At 69.3% G+C, this 21146-nt stretch carries 22 protein-coding genes; 10 read left to right on the plus strand and 12 right to left on the minus strand.

Annotation, left to right across the window (positions count from 1 at the left end):
- Positions 1-61 precede the first annotated feature (61 nt).
- The 4 genes from AB0C30_RS51005 to AB0C30_RS51020 form a co-directional block, all read right to left on the minus strand.
- Positions 62-1000, minus strand: coding sequence for a folate-binding protein (locus tag AB0C30_RS51005; RefSeq protein ID WP_357958092.1), 939 nt, complete (start codon positions 998-1000; stop codon positions 62-64).
- Between the two features lie 43 nt (positions 1001-1043).
- On the minus strand, positions 1044-1457 hold the full coding sequence (locus tag AB0C30_RS51010; RefSeq protein ID WP_357958094.1) for a Fur family transcriptional regulator: 414 nt from the start codon (positions 1455-1457) through the stop codon (positions 1044-1046).
- Positions 1458-1762: 305 nt separating this feature from the next.
- A complete protein-coding gene (locus AB0C30_RS51015; RefSeq protein ID WP_357958096.1) occupies positions 1763-2059 on the minus strand; it encodes a DUF2470 domain-containing protein in 297 nt (98 codons plus the stop codon).
- A gap of 5 nt (positions 2060-2064) precedes the next feature.
- Positions 2065-2565, minus strand: coding sequence for an FABP family protein (locus AB0C30_RS51020; RefSeq protein WP_357958097.1), 501 nt, complete (start codon positions 2563-2565; stop codon positions 2065-2067).
- A gap of 66 nt (positions 2566-2631) precedes the next feature.
- Here AB0C30_RS51020 and AB0C30_RS51025 point away from each other — a divergent pair, with 66 nt between their 5' ends.
- The 3 genes from AB0C30_RS51025 to AB0C30_RS51035 all read left to right on the plus strand — a co-directional run bounded on the left by AB0C30_RS51025 (position 2632) and on the right by AB0C30_RS51035 (position 4786).
- Positions 2632-2994 carry a DsrE family protein gene (locus tag AB0C30_RS51025; RefSeq protein WP_357958099.1) on the plus strand — a complete coding sequence of 121 codons (363 nt, stop codon included), beginning with the start codon at positions 2632-2634 and terminating at the stop codon, positions 2992-2994.
- 108 nt (positions 2995-3102) lie between these two features.
- On the plus strand, positions 3103-3507 hold the full coding sequence (locus tag AB0C30_RS51030; protein WP_357958297.1) for a YciI family protein: 405 nt from the start codon (positions 3103-3105) through the stop codon (positions 3505-3507).
- 25 nt (positions 3508-3532) lie between these two features.
- On the plus strand, positions 3533-4786 hold the full coding sequence (locus AB0C30_RS51035) for an RNA polymerase sigma factor (protein ID WP_357958100.1): 1254 nt from the start codon (positions 3533-3535) through the stop codon (positions 4784-4786).
- A 147-nt stretch (positions 4787-4933) separates the two neighbouring features.
- Here the strand turns inward: AB0C30_RS51035 and AB0C30_RS51040 are convergent, their stop codons facing one another.
- Positions 4934-5647: a glutamine amidotransferase gene (locus tag AB0C30_RS51040; protein WP_357958102.1), complete on the minus strand. Its 714-nt coding sequence runs from the start codon at positions 5645-5647 to the stop codon at positions 4934-4936.
- Positions 5637-6866: a MurT ligase domain-containing protein gene (locus tag AB0C30_RS51045; protein WP_357958104.1), complete on the minus strand. Its 1230-nt coding sequence runs from the start codon at positions 6864-6866 to the stop codon at positions 5637-5639. The genes AB0C30_RS51040 and AB0C30_RS51045 overlap by 11 nt, the downstream gene beginning before the upstream one ends.
- Before the next feature lie 169 nt (positions 6867-7035).
- Here AB0C30_RS51045 and AB0C30_RS51050 point away from each other — a divergent pair, with 169 nt between their 5' ends.
- From AB0C30_RS51050 to AB0C30_RS51060, 3 genes are all read left to right on the plus strand, one after another.
- A complete protein-coding gene (locus tag AB0C30_RS51050; RefSeq protein ID WP_357958106.1) occupies positions 7036-7458 on the plus strand; it encodes a YjdF family protein in 423 nt (140 codons plus the stop codon).
- A gap of 156 nt (positions 7459-7614) precedes the next feature.
- A complete protein-coding gene (locus tag AB0C30_RS51055) occupies positions 7615-8478 on the plus strand; it encodes an LLM class F420-dependent oxidoreductase (protein WP_357958108.1) in 864 nt (287 codons plus the stop codon).
- A gap of 60 nt (positions 8479-8538) precedes the next feature.
- A complete protein-coding gene (locus AB0C30_RS51060; RefSeq protein ID WP_357958110.1) occupies positions 8539-10740 on the plus strand; it encodes a hypothetical protein in 2202 nt (733 codons plus the stop codon).
- 348 nt (positions 10741-11088) lie between these two features.
- Here AB0C30_RS51060 and AB0C30_RS51065 read toward each other — a convergent pair whose 3' ends face one another.
- From AB0C30_RS51065 to AB0C30_RS51090, 6 genes are all read right to left on the minus strand, one after another.
- Positions 11089-11673 (minus strand): hypothetical protein, encoded by a 585-nt coding sequence (locus AB0C30_RS51065; protein ID WP_357958112.1) that lies wholly within the window; start codon positions 11671-11673, stop codon positions 11089-11091.
- The gene (locus AB0C30_RS51070; protein WP_357958114.1) at positions 11670-12221 is read right to left on the minus strand and encodes a sigma-70 family RNA polymerase sigma factor; all 552 of its coding nucleotides are present in this window, start codon (positions 12219-12221) and stop codon (positions 11670-11672) included. Before AB0C30_RS51070 ends, AB0C30_RS51065 begins: the two co-directional genes overlap by 4 nt.
- A gap of 407 nt (positions 12222-12628) precedes the next feature.
- Positions 12629-13798 carry an ankyrin repeat domain-containing protein gene (locus tag AB0C30_RS51075; RefSeq protein WP_357958116.1) on the minus strand — a complete coding sequence of 390 codons (1170 nt, stop codon included), beginning with the start codon at positions 13796-13798 and terminating at the stop codon, positions 12629-12631.
- A 289-nt stretch (positions 13799-14087) separates the two neighbouring features.
- Positions 14088-15206, minus strand: coding sequence for a serine hydrolase domain-containing protein (locus AB0C30_RS51080; RefSeq protein WP_357958118.1), 1119 nt, complete (start codon positions 15204-15206; stop codon positions 14088-14090).
- A 48-nt stretch (positions 15207-15254) separates the two neighbouring features.
- Positions 15255-16079 (minus strand): ABC transporter permease, encoded by an 825-nt coding sequence (locus AB0C30_RS51085; RefSeq protein ID WP_357958120.1) that lies wholly within the window; start codon positions 16077-16079, stop codon positions 15255-15257.
- A gap of 103 nt (positions 16080-16182) precedes the next feature.
- Positions 16183-17124: an ATP-binding cassette domain-containing protein gene (locus AB0C30_RS51090; protein ID WP_357958122.1), complete on the minus strand. Its 942-nt coding sequence runs from the start codon at positions 17122-17124 to the stop codon at positions 16183-16185.
- 257 nt (positions 17125-17381) lie between these two features.
- On the opposite strand from AB0C30_RS51090, the gene AB0C30_RS51095 reads away from it, so the two are divergent.
- Genes AB0C30_RS51095 through AB0C30_RS51110 form a run of 4 tightly spaced genes read left to right on the plus strand, consistent with a single transcriptional unit; the run spans position 17382 to position 21134 of the window.
- Positions 17382-17786: a GntR family transcriptional regulator gene (locus tag AB0C30_RS51095; RefSeq protein WP_357958124.1), complete on the plus strand. Its 405-nt coding sequence runs from the start codon at positions 17382-17384 to the stop codon at positions 17784-17786.
- Complete coding sequence (locus tag AB0C30_RS51100; protein WP_357958126.1) at positions 17783-18673, plus strand: ABC transporter ATP-binding protein; 891 nt, start codon at positions 17783-17785, stop codon at positions 18671-18673. The genes AB0C30_RS51095 and AB0C30_RS51100 overlap by 4 nt, the downstream gene beginning before the upstream one ends.
- Entirely contained in the window at positions 18670-19719 is a 1050-nt protein-coding gene (locus tag AB0C30_RS51105; RefSeq protein WP_357958128.1) for an ABC transporter permease, read from the plus strand. Before AB0C30_RS51100 ends, AB0C30_RS51105 begins: the two co-directional genes overlap by 4 nt.
- Positions 19716-21134 (plus strand): S41 family peptidase, encoded by a 1419-nt coding sequence (locus AB0C30_RS51110; RefSeq protein WP_357958130.1) that lies wholly within the window; start codon positions 19716-19718, stop codon positions 21132-21134. Before AB0C30_RS51105 ends, AB0C30_RS51110 begins: the two co-directional genes overlap by 4 nt.
- Positions 21135-21146 lie beyond the last annotated feature (12 nt).

A 21146-nucleotide genomic window follows, 5' to 3' on the forward strand; every position in this document is an offset into this window, starting at 1 on the left:
ACACAGTCTCCGCCCCCGACCTCGAGCCCTTCTAGGCGATCGGCAAGAAGGGCAAGCCGGTTCAGCGGAGGCGGCGGCGCATCGCCGGGTCGATGGTGACGTTGCGGCCCGCGTCCGGGGGGACGATGACCTCTTGGGCGGCGGCGACGCCTCCCGCGAGCAAGGGCGCGTCGACCGGCACCGTCCGCTTGACCGTGGCCAGCGCGATCGGGCCCAGCTCGTGGTGGCGGGCGGCGGAGCCGACGACGCCCACCTCCTGGCTCTCGAAAATCACCGGCGCCCCGTGCGCCGGCAGCGTGTCGACGCTGCCGTCAAGGTGCAGGAACACCAGCCGCCGCGGCGGATGCCCCAGATTGTGGACGCGGGCGACCGTCTCCTGACCTCGGTAGCAGCCCTTGGTGAGGTGTACGGCGGTGCCGATCCAGCCCACTTCGTGCGGGATCGTCTTGTGGTCGGTGTCGAAGCCGAGCCGGGGCCGGTGCTCCTCGATGCGGAGCGCCTCGTACGCCCAGAGCCCGGCCAGCGGCTTGCCCAGATGGTCGGGCAGCTCGGCGCGCGGCACCAGGAAGTCCTCGGTGGCGGACGAGAGCACCGCCAGGTCGTCGGCGCGCGAGACCTCGACGCGGAGCATGAACCGCATCCGGTCGAGATAGGCGACCAGGCTGTCGGCGGTGCCCGGCTCGACGTGGGCCAGCACGGCCTCGCCGTCGTCGACCAGCGTCAGGTGGTGCAGGACCCGGCCCTGGAGATCGAGGTCGAGCGTCTGCGTCCACTCGCCGGGCGTCAGCGTGTCGAGCTTCTGCGAGGTCAGGTCGTTGAGCCATTTCAGCCGGTCGGCTCCGGAGACGCGGACCACCTCGCGGTTGCTGCGGTCGACCACCGCCTCGCCCTTGACGAGCGCCCGTTGTTCGGCGAACAGGTCACCGTAGTGGGCGGCCACGTCGGAGTCGGGGCCGTCGGCGGGAACGGCACCGGGGAGATCGAGCAGAGGGCTGCGCATGCCTTCCAGGTTATCGGCAGTTGCGACGGCGACCGAAGACGGCCTATCGGCACTTGCTGCAGCGGCCGAAGACGGTCAGGTGGCGTACGTCGGCCACGAAGCCCATCTCGCTGTCCAGCCCCTTGACCAGCCCGTCCGCGAGCTCAGGACGCACTTCGCCGACCTCGCCGCAACCCCGGCAGACCAGGTGCAGATGGTCGGCGTCCGCCGCCAGGTGGTAGGTGGGGGCGCCGTGGCTCAGATGGGTGTGGGTGACCATGCCGAGCTCTTCGAGCAGCTCCAGCGTGCGGTAGACGGTCGAGATGTTGACGCCACGGGCCGTCTCGCGCACCTTGACGGAGATCTCTTCGGGCGTGGCGTGCTCGAGCGACTTGACCGCCTCCAGCACGAGCTGTCGCTGAGGGGTCACCCGGTAGCCCTTGGCGCGGAGTTCTTCGTGCCACTGCGTCTCCGTCATGCCCCCGAGTCTACGACCGAGTATTAATCGCTTGCCCCGTCCGCGACCGAGCGCATAACTTCTGGGGTACGCCGAAAGGAGGTGGTCCAAACAATGGTGATTCATAGTTGGACTAGCGAGGTGGTTGTCCGCTAACGATGCGGACTGTTGTCTCGCGTCTGCTTAGCGAATTCGAGGCAACCACCGGGGCCCCTGGCAGTCGGAGGGCGGGGATGGTTTTCCTGTCCATGGTCCATCCGACCCGCTCGATCACGAGCGGAACGCCGCCTGGGGCCCTTTTTCATGCCCCCGGTTCCCGCGCGTGGTCAGTGTTCGCCGCGGGCCGGGATGCCCAGCTTGTCGCAGGCTTCGCGATAGAGGCGGACGACGGCCATGCGCACCTGGGGGCGTTCGGTCAGCGTCTCTCCCCACGGCACCCTGACCCGCTCGCCGCCGTCGATCGTGAACTCGATCGCCTCGGCGTCGACCCCGCTGGTGGCCGCCGTCGTCGCGGCGGGCCGGCCGCCCAGCCCGCGCACGATGATCAGCGCGTCGTCGGGGTGGTCGTCGTTCATGTGCCGCTTGATCGCCTCGACCGCCTCGGCGGTGAACGGGGTGCTCATATGGATCAAGCTACCTTCTTGAGCTCCGCCGACATGTGCGACGTGAGCGGGTGCCCGACCGCGGCCATGTCATAGGCCCACATGAGGTTGCCCTTGACCAGCCCGTACAGGCGGGTGGCCGCGGTGTATTCCTTGGCCGAGGCGGTGCGCGCCACCACGTCGGTGCGCAGCTCGATCTTGTGGAAGACGACCTCGCCGATGTAGATCTCCACGATGCCGGTCGGATGCGCCAACAGCACCTCGAGCTGCCGGTCGGGCTGCGGCCGCCAGTAGCCGGACTCGGTGGCGAGCGGCCTGACCCGGTTGCCGTCCTCGTCGAGCAGCCAGGTGCGGCTCACGTACGACAGGAACGGTTTGCCGTTGTGGCTGAACTCGATCTCCTGACCGAAGTTGAAGCTCTCGATCGTCGGATATCCCCCGACACCGGCGCCCTCCCAGCGGCCGATCAGGAACGCGATGTGCTCCAGATCGGGATGCACCGGCACCTGGACCTCAGCATCTTCCATGACACCAAACTGTACTGGCCGCCCGCGGTGAAGACGTCCGGTGGGAAGGGGTCTAGGGTGACGGACATGGCACGATCACTGGTGATCAAGGTGACCGCCGGCGCCGAGGCCCCGGAGCGCTGCAACCAGGCGTTCACGGTCGCGGCCACCGCGCTGGCGAGCGGCGTTCCGGTCTCTCTCTGGCTGACCGGCGAGTCCTCCTGGTTCGCGGTGCCGGGCAGGGCCAAGGAGTTCAATCTGGCCCACGCCGCTCCGCTCACGGACCTGCTGGACGCCGTTCTGGCGGGCGGCCGGGTGACGGTGTGCACCCAGTGCGCGGCCCGGCGAGACCTCACGGTCGACGATCTCATCGACGGCATCCGCATCGCCGGCGCCTCCACCTTCGTCGAGGAGGCCGTGGCGGAGGGCGCGCAGGCTCTCGTGTACTGACCGCGCGGAAACCTCCGGCGTGCGTGTCCGGGGCGGCGCGGCGGTTCCGACGTCTCTGGTGTACGGCACCGGGAGCGGTGCCGGCCGAGAGGAGAGATCGTGAAGTACATGATCATGCTGAGCGGCACGCAGCGCGACTACGACAATCTGTCCGGAAAGCCGGACAACCCGGTCTGGTCCGGGGAGGACGTCGCGGCGCTGCACGCCTTCATGGAGGCGTGGAACCACGCCCTGGTCGAGTCCGGGGAGTTCGTGGACGCCCAGGGCCTGAGCGCGCCCGTGCTCGCCAGGAGGGTCGAGCTCAAGGACGGGGTTCCGGTCGTGACCGACGGGCCCTACTCCGAGACGCAGGAGGTCCTGGCCGGTTACACGATCGTCGAGTGCGAGAGCTTCGACCGGGCCACCGAGATCGCCGCGCAACTGGCCGACACTCCCCACCCCGCGAACGCGACCCTGATCCACGACTGGCACGTGGACGTACGACCGATCGCCGGAGGCTACGAGGAGCTGTGACCGGCGGCAAGGCTGAGAAGCCGCTGTGACCGGGGGCGAGATCGAGGACCTGCTGCGCAGGCTGGCGCCGCAGGTTCTCGGCGCGCTGGTACGTCGTTACGGGCACTTCGCGACGGCCGAGGACGCGACGCAGGAGGCGCTGCTCGCAGCCGCCCTGCAGTGGCCCGAGGAGGGCCTGCCGGACAACCCGCGCGGCTGGCTGATCACCGTCGCCTCACGCCGGCTGACCGACCTGCTGCGCGCCGAGCAGGCCCGCCGGCACCGCGAGGACACCGTCTCGCGCTGGACGCTGCCCGACCAGTGGCTGGCCCCCGCCGCGGACCGGCCGGCGTCGGAGTCCGACGACACGCTCATCCTGCTGTTCATGTGCTGCCACCCCTCGCTGTCGCCCGCGTCGCAGATCGCGCTCACCCTGCGGGCCGTCGGCGGCCTGACGACCGCGGAGATCGCCAGGGCGTTCCTGGTCCCGGAAGCGACTATGACCCGGCGGATAACCAGGGCCAAACACCGCATCAAGGAGAGCGGCCTCCCCTTCGGCATGCCCTCCGGCCAGGACCGCGCGGAACGGCTCGCGGCGGTCCTGCACGTCCTCTACCTGATCTTCAACGAGGGCTACGCCAGCACCTCGGGCCCGGCCCTCCACCGCACCGAGCTGACCACCGAGGCGATCCGCCTGACCCGCCTGGTCAACCGCCTGCTGCCGGACGACCCCGAGGTGGCGGGCCTGCTGGCCCTCATGCTCCTCACCGACGCCCGTAGACCGGCGCGTACGGGCCCGGACGGCTCCCTCATCCCCATGGCCGAACAAGACCGAACCCTCTGGAACACCGCCTACATCACCGAAGGCACAGCCCTCATCACCGGAGCCCTCCCCCGCGGCCCGACCGGCCCGTACCAGCTCCAGGCGGCGATCGCCGCTCTGCACGACGAGGCGCCGACCGCGGGGGCGACCGACTGGCCCCAGATCAAGGCCCTGTACGAGGTGCTGATGCGCCTGTCCGACAACCCGGTGGTAACGCTCAACCACACCGTGGCGGTCGCCATGGTCGACGGCCCGGAAGCGGGACTGACCTTGCTGGAAAAGCTGGCACACGACCCCCGGATAGCCGAAGACCACCGGCTGCACGCGGTCCGGGCCCACCTGCTGGAGATGTCCGGCGACCACCGGGCGGCCCGCGAGTCGTACGAGGCGGCCGCACAGCGCACGAGCAGCCTCCAACAACAGCGCTACCTGCACGCCAAGGCCGGCGCACTGACCACGCGACGACCAAGAACTTGACCACGCGGGCGGCTAAGAAGACGTCGTAACGGCGCCCGGCCCTGTGCGGGCTCAGCGGCCGTATCCCTGGAGGCGCCCAACCATGGTCGGCGACTGGGGCCCACCGTGCTGTGCCGTAAAACCGACTGGTGGTAAAAACCGTAGAAGTCAGCTGCCGAGTACGGCGGCCAGACGCTCTCGCCGGAGCTGCTCGTAGCGGGTGTCGTCGAGCGGGGCCAGGTCGCCCGCGCGCCAGGAGAGCAGCAGGTCGGCGAGCGCCGGGTTGCGCGCCAGCGCCGGCCCGTGCAGGTAGGTCCCGACGATGTGCCCCGCGTAACACCCCTCGAAGCCGTCGCCGTTGCCCACTCCCACGGTCGTCCGGGACAGCGCCTTGACGCCCGGCCCCAGGCGGGTGACTCCCATGTGGTTCTCGAAGCCGGTCAGCGTCGGCAGGCCCAGCTCGGCGTCCACCTCGGCGACCAGTTCGCCGACCGCCCGGGAGGGGCCGCGGGAGCTGGCGATGTCGAGCACGCCGATGCCGTCGACCGGCTGGCCCTCCTCGCCGCCGAACGTACTGCCCATGATCTGGTAACCGGCGCAGACCGCGAGCATCGCCGCGCCCCGCGCGATCGCGCGGTGCAGGCCACCGTCCTTGCGCAGCCGCTCCGCCGCGAGGATCTGCGGGCGGTCCTCGCCGCCGCCGATGAGGTAGATGTCGCCGCTCTCCGGCACCGGGTCGGCCGAGCGCACGTAGATGGTCTCGGTCTCGATCCCCCGGCGCTGGGCGCGCTGCTCCAGGACGAGCACGTTGCCCTGGTCACCGTACGTGCTCAGCAGGTCAGGATAGATCCAGACGATGCGAAGGGCGCTGTCAGACGGCACGACCGAACTCCGATCGGATCTGCTGGAAGGCGGTGTAGTTGGCGATCACGTCGACCCGGCCCGGCGGCTGCATGGCCAGCGCCTCGGTGAAGCTGCCGCAGAGCGAGAACGGCACGTCGGCCACGTCGAGCCGGAGTGCCAGGTCCAGCCGCCGCTCACCGGTGACGAACACCGGGCGGCCGCGCAGGATCCGATAGTCGACGTCCCACAGCCAGGAGGTGTCACGCCCGTCGGGCCCCTGCGCGTTGACCGAGAGGATGATCGGCTGCTGGGGGTCGGAGACGTCGAACGCCTCCAGCCAGCCCGCCGGGTTCTTGGCCAGCAGCAGCCGCGCGTGGCGGCCGTCGCGCTCGACGGTGGTGTAGCGGCCCGCGACCGAGGTGACCTCGCGCAGCCGGGGCAGCGCCCGCTCGACCGACAGCCCGAACGCCTCGGCCACCGCCAGCGCCATCGCGGCGTTGGACCGGTTGGCCAGGCCGGGCAGCTGGATGTCGAGCAGCCACCGCTGCCCGCGCGGATCGACCACCGCGTCGTCGTCGAGGACCCACTGCGGCTCCGGCCGATGGAACGTGCACTCGCGGCACGCCCAGTCGGCGTCCTTGCGATCGAGCGGCCCGCCGCACTCCGGGCAGCACCAGGAGTCTTCCTTCCAGCGCTGGCCGCCCGCGACCCAGGTCACCTTGGCCGCGGTCGAGGCGCCCCAGGTGACGAGCGGGTCGTCGCAGTTGGCGATGACGTGCGTCGGCTTGCCGGACAGCGCCCTGCGCCACTTCTGCGCGAGCAGCCAGATCTCGGCCGCGCGGTCCATCTGGTCGCGGCTGAGGTTCATCAGGCAGACGACGCCGGCGCCGGTGGTGTCGAGCACCTCGGGCAGGTATTTCTCGTCGACCTCCAGCACACCGTAGGGGGCGTCCTTGTGCGTGGAGAGCGCCGAGACGTGCCCCGCGGGCATGTTGGCGCCGAACGCGTTGGTGGCCACCTCCCCCAGCTCCAGCAGCGCCGAAGTGATCAGCCGGGTGGTCGTGGTCTTACCGTTGGTCGCGCTGACCAGGGCCAGCCTGCGGTCACGGGCGAGCTGCCGGAGCAGGTCGGGCTCGAGCATCAGGCCGACCCGACCGCCGATCACCGAGCCGTCGCCGCGCCCGGTCATCCTCGACAGCGTGGCGGCACTGCGGCCCAGGGCGCTCGCGAGCTGAGCCCGCAGTGGAAGCTGGGTCATGGCACAGGATCCTAGTCGGCGTTGGGCTCTACTCTGGTGGGGCACACGAAAACGCGGCCCGGTTCGGTAGCCCGGGCGACGCTTCTCGTATCCGCCCTTCCAGGGATGTCCGGTGTGCCGGAAGCGGCCTCGTCAGGCCGTCGTTCGGCATACCCGCTGGAGGGCAACCATGGTGACGCTGTCGGTCTATCTCGACGGCTCGTTCTGGGTCGGCGTGCTGGAGATCGTCGAGGAGGGCGAACTGCGGGCCACCCGCTTCACATTCGGCGCCGAGCCGACCGATCCCGAACTGTACGAGCATCTGATGCGGCACGGCCTGGCGCTGCTGGTCCAGGCGTCGGCCGCGCCACCCGTTCCCGCCGGTTCCCGGGGCGGCGGGCGGGTCAATCCCAAGCGGGCCGCCAAGCTGGCCGCGCGGGCGACGGCTCGGGTCTCTTCGAGGAGTACGGCCGCGCAGGAGGCCATGCGGCTGGAGCTGGAGAGCCGCAAGCAGGAGGCCACCGGCGACCGCAAGGACCGCCGCGAGGCCCTGGCCCGGCACAAGCGCGAGGTAGCCCATCGCAAACGCGCCGAACGCCGTCGCGGGCGTTGAGTCGTGCGGTGGGCGTGCGCGGCCCATGAGATAATCGTTCGTACGGAGCCCTCTCGGCCTCGGGTCCAGCGACCCAGGCGGGAGGGTTTTTTCATGCCCGAAATCGCAGTGACGCGTCATCCTGCGGCAGGCATTCCCCGATTCAAGGAGCATTCGATGAAACTCGGTCTGACCTGCCCTCGCTTCATCTGGCCCGGCGGCGACACCGCCATCGCCGAGAGGTTCGCGGCCGTCGCCCGCGGCGCCGACGAGGCGGGGCTGCACAGCCTGTGGGTGATGGACCATTTCTTCCAGATCCCCAACTTCGGCGCCGTGGAGGATCCGATGCTGGAGGCGTACGGCGCGCTGTCCTATGCCGCCGCCCTCACCCGCCGCGTCACGCTCGGCACCCTCGTCACCGGCGCCGTCTACCGTGAGCCCGGATTTCTGGTGAAGCAGGTCAGCACGCTCGACGCGCTCTCCGGCGGCCGCGCCGTCCTCGGCATCGGCGCGGGCTGGTACGAGCAGGAGGCCCGAGGTCTCGGCCTCCGCTTTCCTCCCCTTGCCGAACGGTTCGAGCGGCTGGAGGAGACGCTCCAGATCGCCAAACAGATGTGGAGCAACGAGGACAAGCCGTACGAGGGCACCCATTACCAGCTGGAGCGCACGCTCAACTCCCCGCAGGCCCGCCCGCGGATCCTGATCGGCGGCAGCGGGGAGAAGAAGACCCTCCGTCTCGTCGCCGAATACGCCGACGCCTGCAACTTCCTGCACGGCGCCGATGTACGGCACAAGCTCGGCGTACTGCGCGGCCATTGCGAACGCCTGGGACGGCCGTACGAGGAGATCGAGAAGACCCTCCACATGCGCATCCCCGACGGCGAGAGCGTCGAAGAGAGCGTCCAGCGCTGCGGCGACCTGGCCGCCCTGGGCATCGACCACGTCATCGTCGCCGTCCCCGACGCCGCCGCCGACTCCTCCCTCGCGCACCTGGCGGCGCTCGCCACGCAGATCTCCGCCATCACCCCGGCCGGACGCTGAGGGGGGCTGGACCAGGGCGTTCCCGCCCCCGCCCGGACCTCGGTGGGTGATGATGTTCAGGTGCGGAGAGTAATCAAATCACGACGCTCAGTACTGCTGTGGGTGAGCGGCGCGGCGTTTCTGATCGCCGTGGCCGCAGTGCTCGTGTTCTTTCTCCTCGGTTCGCCCGATCGGCTGGAGAAGGCCGACAAGCTCGCCAGCGTCGGCAGCCTGTTGTTCGGCGCGGTCTCGCTGCTGGTGTCCGTGGCCGCTCTGGGATGGGGGGCCGCCGCACCTCGGCGCGACGGCGCCGCCTCCCCGGCGGACGAGGCTCGGTCGCTGGATCCGTGGGTGGCCCGGCTGGCGGACCGGATTCGCGGCCAGTGGACCGAGGAGGCGGCGATGCGGACGCTGGGCCGGCCGGATCCGCTGCAGTTGCGCTGGTCGTCCTCGGGCCGCCCCGGGGCCTCCCCGATCGCGGTGCTGGGCAAGGGGACGATACCGGGGCGGCCCACGCGTCTGCGGCTGCACGGCAGCCTGAGCGACGTGGTGGCGGCGTTCCGGAAGCTCCCGCGCAAGCAACTGATGGTCCTGGGAGAGCACGCGGCCGGCAAGACCGTACTGGCGCTGCTGTTCACCCTCGGCATGCTCCGAACCCGGGAGCCGGCCGAGCCGGTGCCCGTCCTGCTGACCGCGTCCTCATGGGACCCGGCCCAGGAACGGCTCGACGCCTGGTTCGCCAGGCGGCTGCGTGAGGAGTATCCGTTCCTGGCGGACCAGGACGTCCACGGCACCGACATGGCATGGCGGCTGGTCCACAACGCGCGGGTGATGCTCGTACTCGACGGTTTGGACGAGATGCCGGGCGGGCTGCACGCGACGGCGATCAAAGCGATCAATCGAGCCGTCATCGACGAGCGTCCGTTGGTGATCACCTGTCGCGGCGCGGAGTACGCCGCCGCGGTCGCGGCGGAGGGCCAGCCACTCGCCCACGCGGCGGTCGTGGAGATCGAACCGGTCAAACCCGAGGACGCCGTCGACCACCTGCGCGCCGCCCTTCCCACCGGCGACGATCGCTGGGGGCCGATGTTCGATCATCTCCTGGCCTGCCCCGACGGCCCGCTCGCCCGATCGCTGTCGTCTCCGCTGATGGTCTCCCTCACGCTCTCCGCGTACGCGCCTCCTGGCACCGAGCCGTCCGACCTGCTCGACCTCGGCAGGTTCCCGGACCGCTCAGCGATCGAACACCACCTGCTCGACGCGTTCCTTCCCACGGTCTATCCGGCACGTTCACTGCCGCCGCCGGACCGTCCCGGATCCCCCGCGACGCCCATCCGCGCGTACGAGCACGACCAGGCTCGGGCCTGGCTCGCGCACCTCGCCCGGCATCTGAGAGCACTCGGCACCCGTGATCTCGGCTGGTGGGAGCTGCACCGGACCCTCCCCCGGGGTGGTTTCGAGCTCATGGCCGGGCTCGCCGCGGGGCTGACGGCGGGACCTGTGATGGGGCTGATGGCGGGGCTCGTGTTCGGGCGATCGTTCCTGACCGTCGCCGGATGCGGGACCGGGCTCGGTGTCGGCGTCGGGGCGGCCCTGGTCTCCGGGTTCAAGAGAAGGCCGTCGCCTTCCCGGGTCCGGCTCCCGATCAAGGGCCGCCGCCGCCATGTCCTCAGGGGAGTCCTCGTGGGAGTGACCGTCGGGGTGTTCTCCGGCCTGGTGTTCGGGGTGGTCTTCTGGTTCATGACGGGCGGCTCGGGCATCGGGCTCATGGCCGGCGTGGTGGCCGGAGTCACCGGAGGGATCGGTGTCGGGCTGGGCGCGGGCCTGACCGCGCCGGTCGGGCCCGAGGAGAACATCAGCCCGCGCTCGCTCCTCGATCTGGACCGCGCCACCGCGCTGACCCAGGCGTTCGGCGGCGGGCTCGGCGCGGGCCTGATGGTCGGCGTCGCGGCGGCCATGCTCGCCCACCCTGCGGCCAGGCTGGGCGCCGCGCTGGTGGCCGGCGCCGGAGTGGGCATCGGGGTCACCCTGATCGCGGTGAGCAGCACCGCGTGGGGGCGGTGGATGCTGATCCGCGCCTGGCTGGTGTTCAGGAAGAAACTGCCCTGGCGGGTGATGGATTTCCTGGACCATGCCCATCGTCACGGCGTGCTCCGGCAGGTGGGTGGCAGTTATCAGTTCCGCCACGCCCGTCTGCAAGATCACCTGATCGACTTCCCGGCCACCAGCCTCCGCGTGCCGGTTCAGCGGCAGATCGTGCCGGGCGCGGGGAGCGTCCCGTAGACCAGGTAGCGTCCTCGCCCAGCGCGGCCCGTACCGCGTCGAAGTCTCGTGCCACACTCCCGCTGTCCACGTACTGGATCATCGGCCCGCAACTCTCGCCCACGGCCCGGTTGTGCGCGACGAGCCGGTCGTACTCCCCCCGCGTCGCCGGGAACTGCGTGACCGCCGGATCATGCACCGCCTTCCCGCACTGGAGTTGCCCGCTGCCCCCGACCCCGCGCGGGTCGATCCCGACCACGTCGAAGCGTTCGCGCAACGCGGCTTCCGGGCCGGCATCGTGACGTCGCGCTGCCGCTTCAACAGGGAGGTTCACCGGCCCTCGCAGGACAAGCGTTGCCCGTCGTCGCGCTAACTCCCCGCCGGCGGCTGTCCTTCCGGGCCGCCGTCGTCGTCCCAATCCGGACTGTCGACGACGACACACGGGCCGACCTCGCCAGGGATCATCAGCTCCGTGAGCATCCACCACGTCTTCGGCGGCTTCGCTCCGGGGACCTCCTCGTAGTTCCCGGCGAACTCCAGGACCAGCGTCTTGTCCTTATCGAGGAGCCGGGGATCGATGTCCAGCCCGCCCTCCCGCATGTGGATGGCCCCTTCCGCCGGAAGGGTGCTCATTCCTCTGTCCTTCTCGCACTGCTTGCGGGACGGGAGGTACGTGACGTCCGCTCTGACACCCGCCGCCTTCAGGTCCCGCTCCAACTTGTCGGCATCTTTGAACTCGCGGATTTCGACCCCTACCGTGCCGTCGGCTCTCTTGCTCACGGCGTACGCGGGCGACTCCGTCCCCGTCAGCAGCGGCACCGCGAACGCCGCCGCGGCGGCCAAGGCGGCCACCGCGCCCCCGGCGTACAGCCTGCGGGTGACGCGGCGTCGTAGTTGGCCGCGGTGCGCGATCTCGGCTTTGAGTTCCATCAGTAACTGCTCCTCGTAGCTCATCCTGGTGCTCCATCCGTGACGAAGGGCAGGTTCCGCAGTGTCTGGCGGGCGCGGTGCAGGCGTACCTTGGCGGTCCCCTGACGGATGCCGAGGGCGAGCGCCGCTTCCGTGACCGTGAGCTGGTCGATGACGACCAGCTCCAGCACGGCACGTTCACCCTCCGGCAGCCCCGCCATGGCCTCGAAGGCCCGCCTGGCGTCCCGCTCGGCGTCGATGCGCTCCTCGATCCTGGCGACGTCGTCGGTGGCCAGCGTGCGTCGCCCGCTCACCCGGTCCGTCAGCTGGAGCTGCTTGTACGCTCGCCGCCGCTCCGCCAAGATCGTCTTGCGGGCCACGCCGTAGAGCCACGCGATCTCGGTCCCCAGCTCGGCCCGGTAGGTGTGGGCAGAGTCGAGCACCGCCACGAACACCTCAGCCACCAGATCGGCGACCGTATGCGGGTCATCAACGCGACGTGCGAGAAATCGGGTGACCGCATCGACATGCCCCCGATAGAAGGCCTCGAAAGCCACAGGATCTGTGGCGATCTCCGCCTGTTTTCGACGCACCGGCCATGCTCCCTTCGTCGATTCGCACCCCTACTTGGCGAGAATCGGCGCAAAAGGTTACAAGCGCAGCTCATGCGTGCTGTCTGCCACCGAGACCTCCTTGGCCCAGCGGCAACTGTCCCATTGAGGAACTCCCTCTCGACACCTTCCACCGGCTGGAGTACACGCTGGCCCGCGCCTTGATCGTGCACGTCCGGGACATGCGACCCGAACCCCTCCTATAGACAACCCAACCCCCGCGCGCACTGTGCACCCTCGCAGGCGGGGCGGATCGAAGGATCCCGGCATGTCGTCAACTTGCCGGGCGCACGGCCTCGTGCCAGCTGGAAGGTGGGGGCGAGGTCTCCACAAACCAACACACCACCAAACCGGAGACCGGAATGACGCATCAGCGGCAGCTGATCACCTCATTCCTCATCAGGGGTCCAGCCAGCGTAAGCGACAAGTTCCGCTCCGGCGTCATACAGCAGCTGAAGACATTCATGTACCTCGGGCGCATCGGTCTTCGACATTCTGATGGTCATGTCGAAGACGATGTCCGCAGGGCCGTAGTCCTCGTTGGGGAATGTGTGCTGCGCCCCGCCGGCCAGCAGCAGCCTGACCATGTCCAGCAACGACGCGCGTATGCCATCGATGTGATCGATGCTGTAAAGGTTGCGCAGCGCAAAATGCAGGGGAGTATCACCCTTATCGCGAGAGAGGGACAACAGCGGATCGATATCCGATCGCCTGCCACGGTACTTTTCAAAATAGGTTGACCAAACGTCGAGCGGAGCCATTTCATCGGTAAGTGCCGTGTTGGGATCGGCGCCGGCGTCGAGGAGGATCCGTACGGTTTCCGCCGAGCCGGAGAACGTAGCCAGATGGAGCGGCGTAAGGCCGGACTGCTCCAACGGCCCCATACCGATACCGCCCTCCAGAGCCGCCCGTACGGCCTCCACATCGCCCCAAGCGCACGCCCGGCCGAACTCGATGGCGGCGGTTGATCGTTTGAGCTCGGAGAGCCTGTTGGAGAGCCAGATGCCGACCGGCACCGGTTGGCATCCCTCATGGTCGACGCGGTAGGTCAGCGGGTCGATCGCCGTCGCGGCCTCGGCCAGGTCGACGAGCAGGAACCACTGCCCCGAGTCCTCACCGACCGTGTACCAGGCGCGGTCCTCAACCACGAGACCAGGCTCCGTTTCCGAGCCTTCGCCACCGTAGTAGAGGAGGGTCTCCCACTCGAATTCGTCATTCGTCCGCAGGCGTTGATCCGCGGGCCAGACCACGGCCAGTAGCGCCTGGACGGATGGCGGAACCGGATATTCGCCCACGGGCGTGGTCACGGCCCACTCGCGTGGTTCGAAGTCCTCGGGGATGTGGCCATGTAGCCGCTCGAGCTGGGTAAGAACGCCTGAAGACAGGTATTCGACCGGGGAGTCGCCATCGCCCGACATCGCTCGCCTTTCGCGGCAGAAGATCAACTGGGGTTGCAGGCTAGCAGCGGGCAACGACAAGTGACCGCTTTTCCAGACTTGCTCTTGATCAACGATGCCGCCATCCCGATTCGCACCGGGCGACGACACCTTCAGCCGCAACAAATCTCCCGCCCGAGATCGTTAATTCGAAGCCGGCATGCCGGTTTGCAGTTCGACCGCGTGCGTGGAGGCGCGACCCGTGCCGCGGTCGCATAGCGGCCGGTGGGCCTCCTCAACACGGGGAGCACTCATGATCACGAGCCTGCGTCTACGGTCAGCTGACCGGAATGCCCTGCCACGACAGGGCGATGCACTCGGACACAAGCGTTGGCAGCTCTCGCCCATACGAACGCTTAGCAGCCAACTGTTCGTATGGCAGTACGACTGCCTCCCAAGTCCGGCCAGCCGGTCAGCCCAGGGTGACGCCGTACATCGCTTTGATGATCTTGATGGGAATGTCCAGGTTCTTCGGCTCGATGTTGGTGTGGACGGCGACGCTCTGCCGGCCGTCGTCGGTGCTCAGCGCGAGGGTGAAGGATCCGGGCAGGGTGCCGCTCACGCCTCTCAGCGTCAGGCCGTTGGTCCCCGCACTGTCGAACTCGATCACGCCGAGGCCGTAGCGGGCGTGCGGCAGCCAGACGACGCTACCGGAGGAGACCATGGTCCACATCTCATGGTGCTGGGCCGGTGGCAGCAGGCTGCCGGTCGCGATCGCCTTGAGGAAGCGGCTCAGATCGGCGGTGGTGGAGACGATGCCGCCGGCCGCCCATCCCCATGAGGTGTTGAGCGCGGTGCAGTCGATGGGCGGCAGGCCGGAGTCCTCCAGGTCCTCCGGGGTGAGCGATGCCGGGTCGACACTCTCCTTGAGGATATTGGCGACGTATGCCTGGGGGTGCGGGTCCGGGTAGCTGGTGTCGGTGATGGGCCGTACGTAGGTGCTGGTCAGGCCGAGCGGCCGGATGACTGTGCGTTCGACCTCGGCGGCGTAGCTGTTGCCGGTGACCTTCTCGATGATCGCGCCGGCCAGGTAGTAGCCGCCGTTGGCGTAGACGAAGCCTTCGCCCGGCTCGCCGACCGGCGGCTGGGAAACCGCGAGGTTCAGCAGGTCGGAGGTGGTCCAGACGCGAGCCGGCTGAGTGACGATGCTGTGCTGTAGCTCTGGTGCGAGGCCGGTGAGGAACAGGCCGCCGGTGTGGTTGAGCAGCTGTCGGATGGTGATCTTGTTGCCGTCGTAGCCGCCCGCGTCCATGACACCGGCCAGCCATTTGTTCACCGGATCCTCGAGGCTCAACCGGCCTTCGGCCGCCAAGGCCAGCACCGTGGCGGCGGTGAAGGCCTTGCCGGAGCTGCCGATGTGCAGGTATTCGCCGGGCTGACGGCGGCGTCCGGTGGCGAGGTCGGCCACGCCCGCGGTGCCGAACCACGTTCCGCCGGCGTCATGGACTTCGGCGACGATGCCGGGAATGCCGTCCTCGGCCACAGCCGAGTCCAGGATCTGCTGCACCTTTTCGTAGGTGTTGTCGGTCATTTTGCTGCCTTTCCGGAGGAGAACGATTCAGAAGAGACCATGCGGGGTTCAGCGTCCTCTGCGCATGTAGGCGCGCAGCGACAGCGGGACGAACACCGCCAGCAGGACGGCCGACCAGAGCAGGACGGTGGTCGCCGGATGCGCGAGCGGCCACGCCACGTCGCCGGAGGGGGCGCCCGGGTTGCCGAACAGCTCCCGGGAGGCGGCGGTGAGCGCGCTGACCGGGTTCCAATCGGCCAGGAAGCGCAGCCACCCGGGCATGCCGTCGGTCGGGACGAACGAGTTGGAGAGCATGGTGAACGGCAGGAACAGTGGCACCACCACCTGGGCGACGATCTGTTCGTTCTTCACCACCAGGCCCACGTAGACGCCCACCCAGCTCAGCGCGTACCGCAGCAGGAGCATCAGCCCGAACGCCTCGGCCGTGGGGATCAGGCCATGGTGCGGTTGCCAGCCCACCAGCAGGCCGGTGCTCACCATGATGGCCAGGAGCGGCAGGCCGACCAGGGAGTCGGCGCCGGTCTGCCCGAACGGCACCGCCAGCCGGGCCATCGGCATGGAGCGGAACCGGTCCATCACGCCGCGGGAGGCGTCGGCGGCCGTGCGCGCCATGACTCCTTGCAGGGCGGTGAAGGTCACCATCGAGAACAGACCGGGCATGAGGTATTCGCGGTAGTCACCGCCGCCCGGCACCTGGATCGCGCTGCCGAGCACGTACCCGAACAGCACCACCACTATGGCCGGGAAGAGCAGCGCACCGACGATCTCGCCGGGCTCCTGGCGCACCCGGCCCAGCTCGCGGCCGACCAGGGTGAGCCCATCTATGAACGTCCAGCGCAGGCGGCGACCCATCGGCGGGGTGAGGGCGGTCATCGGACGGTCTTCTGCGGGTTGGTACGAGCGATCATCAGATGGTTGGTCTGGGCGATCATCAGATGGTTGGTCTGGGCGGTCATCAGATGGTTGGTGTGGGCGGTCATTGGACGGTCTCCTTGCGGTCGGTCAGGCGTAGGAACACCTCATCGAGGGTGGGGCGGCGCAGGCTGACGTCGAGCGCGGCGACCCCGGCTCGGTCGAGCTCGCGCACGATGTCGGCGAGCCGGAACCCGCCGCCGGGCAGGGCGACGCTGAGCCGGTCGGCGTCCGTCACCGTCGGTTCGGCCCCGGCCAGGGCGTTCAGCGCGGTCGCCGCCGGGCGCAGCGCGGCGGGGTTTTCGACGACGACGTCGAGGCGGTCCCCGATGGTGGCCTTCAGCTCGTCGGGAGTGCCCGTGGCGATCACCTGGCCGTGGTCGATGACGGCGATGTCGTCGGCCAGCCGGTCGGCCTCGTCCAAGTACTGCGTGGTGAGCAGCACCGTGGTGCCGTCCGCGACCAGCTCGCGGACGCTGTCCCAGATCTCACCGCGGCTGCGCGGGTCCAGGCCGGTGGTCGGCTCGTCCAGGAAGAGCACCTCGGGGCGCAGGATGAGGCTGGTGATCAGGTCGAGGCGGCGCCGCATACCGCCGGAGTAGCCGGCGACCTGGCGATCGGCGGCGTCCATCAGGCCGAAGCGTTCGAGCAGCTCATCGGCCCGCCGGTGCGCCTGGCGCCGGGACAGGTGGGACAGGCGCCCGAACATTCGCAGGTTGCCGCGCCCGGTGAGCTTCTCGTCCACGGCGGCGTACTGGCCCGCGAGCCCGATCTTCTCCCGAACCTTGCCGGCCTCGCGGACGACGTCGTAGCCGGCGATGCGGGCGTGCCCGGCATCGGGATCGGACAAGGTCGCCAGGATGCGCACCGCGGTCGTCTTGCCCGCGCCGTTCGGCCCCAGTACGCCACAGACCGTGCCTTTCGGGACGCTCAGGTCGAGGCCGCGCAGTGCGTGGGTGTCGCCGAAGGACTTGTGCAGCCCCTCGGCGACCACGATCGGATCCATGATCCCCCCAATTGAGTACTTCGTACGCAGTTGCAACGCCCACAGTAAATTACTGGGTACCACGTACGCAACTAGAGGGTTGGGGTCGGTGATGTCGAGGCCGAGGATCTCTTCGGCGCGACGGCGTCGGCGTCGGCGTAGGTCCGGGCCGCGGACGGGCTGAGGAGCGATGGACCGCTTCGGGCGCCGGGTACCGAGACGGCGATCCTTATGATCCTTTAACATGTAGAAGCCTAAAGTACTAGCAAGCTAGATAAATGGAGAAGACAGTGATCGAGTTCCATCTGGACGGCAGGTCGGGTGTTTCGCCGTACCTGCAGTTGGTCCAGCAGGTACGGCATGCGCTACGGCTCGGACTGCTGCGCGAGGGTGACCAACTACCGACCGTCAAGGAGGTGGTGGCGCACCTGGCGATCAACGCCAACACCGTCCTGAAGGCCTACCGGGAACTCGAGCACGAAGGCCTGGTGGCCGCCCGGCCGGGGGTGGGGACGTTCGTGACGGCGACGCTCACCGGCACCTCGCTGGCCGCGCACGGCCCGCTGCGGATGGAACTGCAGCGCTGGCTGGCCAAGGCCCGCCGAGCCGGCCTCGACGAGGAAAGCATCGAGGCCCTCTTCATGACCACCTTTCGGACCACCGCTCAGGAGGACATAGCGTGAACGCTGTCCTGCAGGCCCAAGGACTAGGCAAGAAATACGGCAAGCGCTGGGCGCTGCGCGAGTGCACCATCGACATCCCGGCGGGCCACGTCGTCGGACTGGTGGGGCCCAACGGGGCCGGTAAGACCACGCTGCTGAAGCTGGCCGGCGGCCAGCTGGAGCCGACGGCGGGCGGCATCACCGTGCTCGGCGGCCGGCCCGCGGCTACACCCGCGCAGCTGGCCAGGGTCGGCTTCGTCGCCCAGGACACACCCGTCTACGCGGGACTGACCGTCGCCGATCACCTGCGGTTAGGGACGCGGCTCAACCCTCGCTGGGACGCCGCCATGGCGCGGGAGCGTATCGAGCGACTCGGTCTCGATCCCGGCCATCGGGCGGGCAAGCTGTCCGGCGGGCAGCGCGCTCAGCTCGCCCTCACCCTGGGTCTGGCCAAGCGACCTGAGCTGCTGATCCTGGACGAGCCGGTCGCCTCGCTCGACCCGCTGGCCCGCCGCGAGTTCCTGCAGGGCCTGATGGAGGCCACGGTCGAGCACGAGTTCAGCGTGCTGCTCTCCTCCCACCTGGTCTCCGACCTGGAACGGGTCTGTGACTTCCTGATCGTGCTCGTCGACTCTCGTGTCCAGATCGCGGGGGAGGTCGACGAGCTGCTGGCCACCCATCACCGGCTCGTCGGCCCACGCCGCGATCCCGACCGGCTGCCCGCCGACCAGCAAGTCATCTCCGCGCGCCACACCGACCGGCAGAGCACGTTCATCATCCGTACCGACGCCCCGATCCACGACCCCGCCTGGACGGTCAGCCAGCTCAGCCTGGAGGACCTCGTCCTGGCCTACATGGAGAAGCGCACCGCCGACAACCGGCGTGTCCCCCTGGAGGTGCAGCGATGATCTGGCTGACCTGGCGCCAGCTGCGCGGCTCGGCCGCGATGATGGCCGCCCTCCTCGTCATCCTCGCCGTCATCCTGGCCCTGACCGGCCCGGACCTGGCCTCCGGCTACTCCACCGGTATCGCCGCTTGCACTCAGGACGACACCTGCGTCCGCTTCTACGACCGGTTCTTCGGCGAGTACGACATGCCCTTCATGGCCGTCAGCCTCGTCGTGCTGCTCCTGCCCGCTGTCGTCGGGCTCTTCTGGGGAGCACCGTTGATCACCCGCGAGCTGGAGACCGGCACGCACCTGCTGGTGTGGAACCAGACTGTCACCCGCGGCCGCTGGCTGGCGGTCAAGCTCGGGTTCACCGGCCTGGTCGCCATGGCCGCCGCCGGCCTGTGCGGCCTCGCGGTGACCTGGTGGTCCGATCCCCTGGACAAGTCGGCCCCGGCCGACCTGGCCTTGATGGCTCCCCTGGTGTTCGGCGCGCGCGGCATCGCCCCGATGGGGTACGCGGCGTTCGCCTTCGTCCTGGGCGTGACCGTGGGCATGCTGGTGCGCCGCACACTGCCCGCCATGGCCCTCACCCTGGCCGTCTTCGCCGCGATCCAGTTCGCCATGCCGCTGCTGGTCCGGCCTCACCTGATGCCCCCGGTCACGGGGACCTTCGAGCTCAGCGAGACGAACGTGAACGGCATCGGCATAAACCGGGAGCAAGGCGGACATGTGGAGATTCGCCTGAATGCGACTGTTCCCGGCCAGGCGGGCGCCTGGGTCTTGTCCAGCGGTCTCGTCGATCCGTCCGGACGTCCGGCTGCCGGCCCCGAGCCCGGAGTCGGGATCGTCCAGATCTCGACGACGTCGGGACCCTGCGCACCGTCGTCATCGACGATGGGCGCGTGCCCGGCGGAGATCAACCGGCTCGGCTACCGGCAGAAGGCGACCTACCAGCCCCTCGACCGCTTCTGGCCCTTCCAGTGGATCGAGACCGGGATCTACGCCCTGCTCACCCTCGGCCTCACCTGGCTCTCCTTCTGGTGGATCCGCAGGCGCCTGTCATGACCGCCATCAAGATCGCGACTGCCGGGCTCGCCCTCCTCCTGGCGGCGGCCTGCACCGCACCGACGCCACCGCGCAGCCAGGCGAGCACGGCAGCCAGTACGGTCTGCGCGTCGCCCCAGGGACCCCCCGGGGCGGAGACGGCCACCACGATCGACGTCATCGAGCAGGCGTACTTCTGCATCCTCGGCAACTACTACAGCGGCGCCACGCTGGACGCCCGCGCGCTGCTGACCGCCGGATTCGTCGCACTGACCCAAGAGCTCAACCGCAACGGCCGCGACCTGCCCGAGGCCACCATGCCCGCGCTGACCGGCGACCGCAAAGCCGACTGGACCGCCTTCGAGACCGCCTACCGCAAGATCACCGACCAGGCCCCCGAACTCCGCGACAAGCTGGCGATCGTCACCCTCGAGGCCATCGTGGCCGCCCTCGGCGACAACCACGCCCGCTGGACACACGACGTCAAGCGGCCGCCCGACTACTACGACGGCGACGGCTACGGCCTGGGTCTGCAAGCGAACGTCGAACGCTCGCAGGTGGAGGGCAACCCCGGCGTCGCCCTTCCCCCGCTGTTCGTCACCACCGTGCAGGGCGGCGCGGCGCAGGCCGCCGGACTGCGCCCTGGCGACATCATCGAATCGATCAACGGATCGGCGCCCTTCATCGACGACCGGCCCACCCCCGCGATCGCCGCCCTCTACCCGCAATACCCCGAAGCGCGCCCGGTCCGGCTGCGGCTCCTGCGCCAGAGCACCGGCCGCCGCTGGAGCATGACGCTCAAGCCCGGCCTCTACCAACGGGACCTGGCCGCCCTGCAGGTGGTGCAGTCCAAACTGCTGGACGACAGCATCGCCTACGTACGGTTGCGCGGGTTCGCCCCCGACTCCGCGGACCGGGTACTCAAAGCGATCTCCAGGCTGCGCACCGGCCGCACCCTCACCGGCGTCGTACTGGACGTGCGCGGCAACGGCGGCGGCAGCCCCACTGAGGCGACCCGGCTGGTGAGCGCGTTCGGCCACGGCAAGGTCACCGCCTACCAGTGCACCGTGGACGGCAGGTGCGAGACTTCGCGGACCGACGACACCGTCGAGCTGGTCAACCTGCCGCTGATGGTGCTCACCGACCGCGGCTGCGCCTCGGCATGCGAGCACTTCAGCTCCGCGATCAAGGACCATCGCCTTGGCCGGTTGGTCGGCACCAGAACCGCCGGGGTCATCTCCGGCCCGGCGCAGTCACACCTGCTCGGCAACAACACCCTGCTGGGCTTCCCCGCCAGGCACCACCTGGGGCCCGATCGCGAGGTGATCGACCGGATCGGCGTGCCCCCCGACCACTACGTGCCCCTGACCCCGAAGGACGCGGCCACCGGGCGCGACCCCGCCCTGGCCAAGGCCCTGACCTTGCTGCACACCTGAACGGACCTCGCG

This window comes from Nonomuraea sp. NPDC048901 (genome assembly GCF_040649695.1).
Classification (GTDB): domain Bacteria; phylum Actinomycetota; class Actinomycetes; order Streptosporangiales; family Streptosporangiaceae; genus Nonomuraea.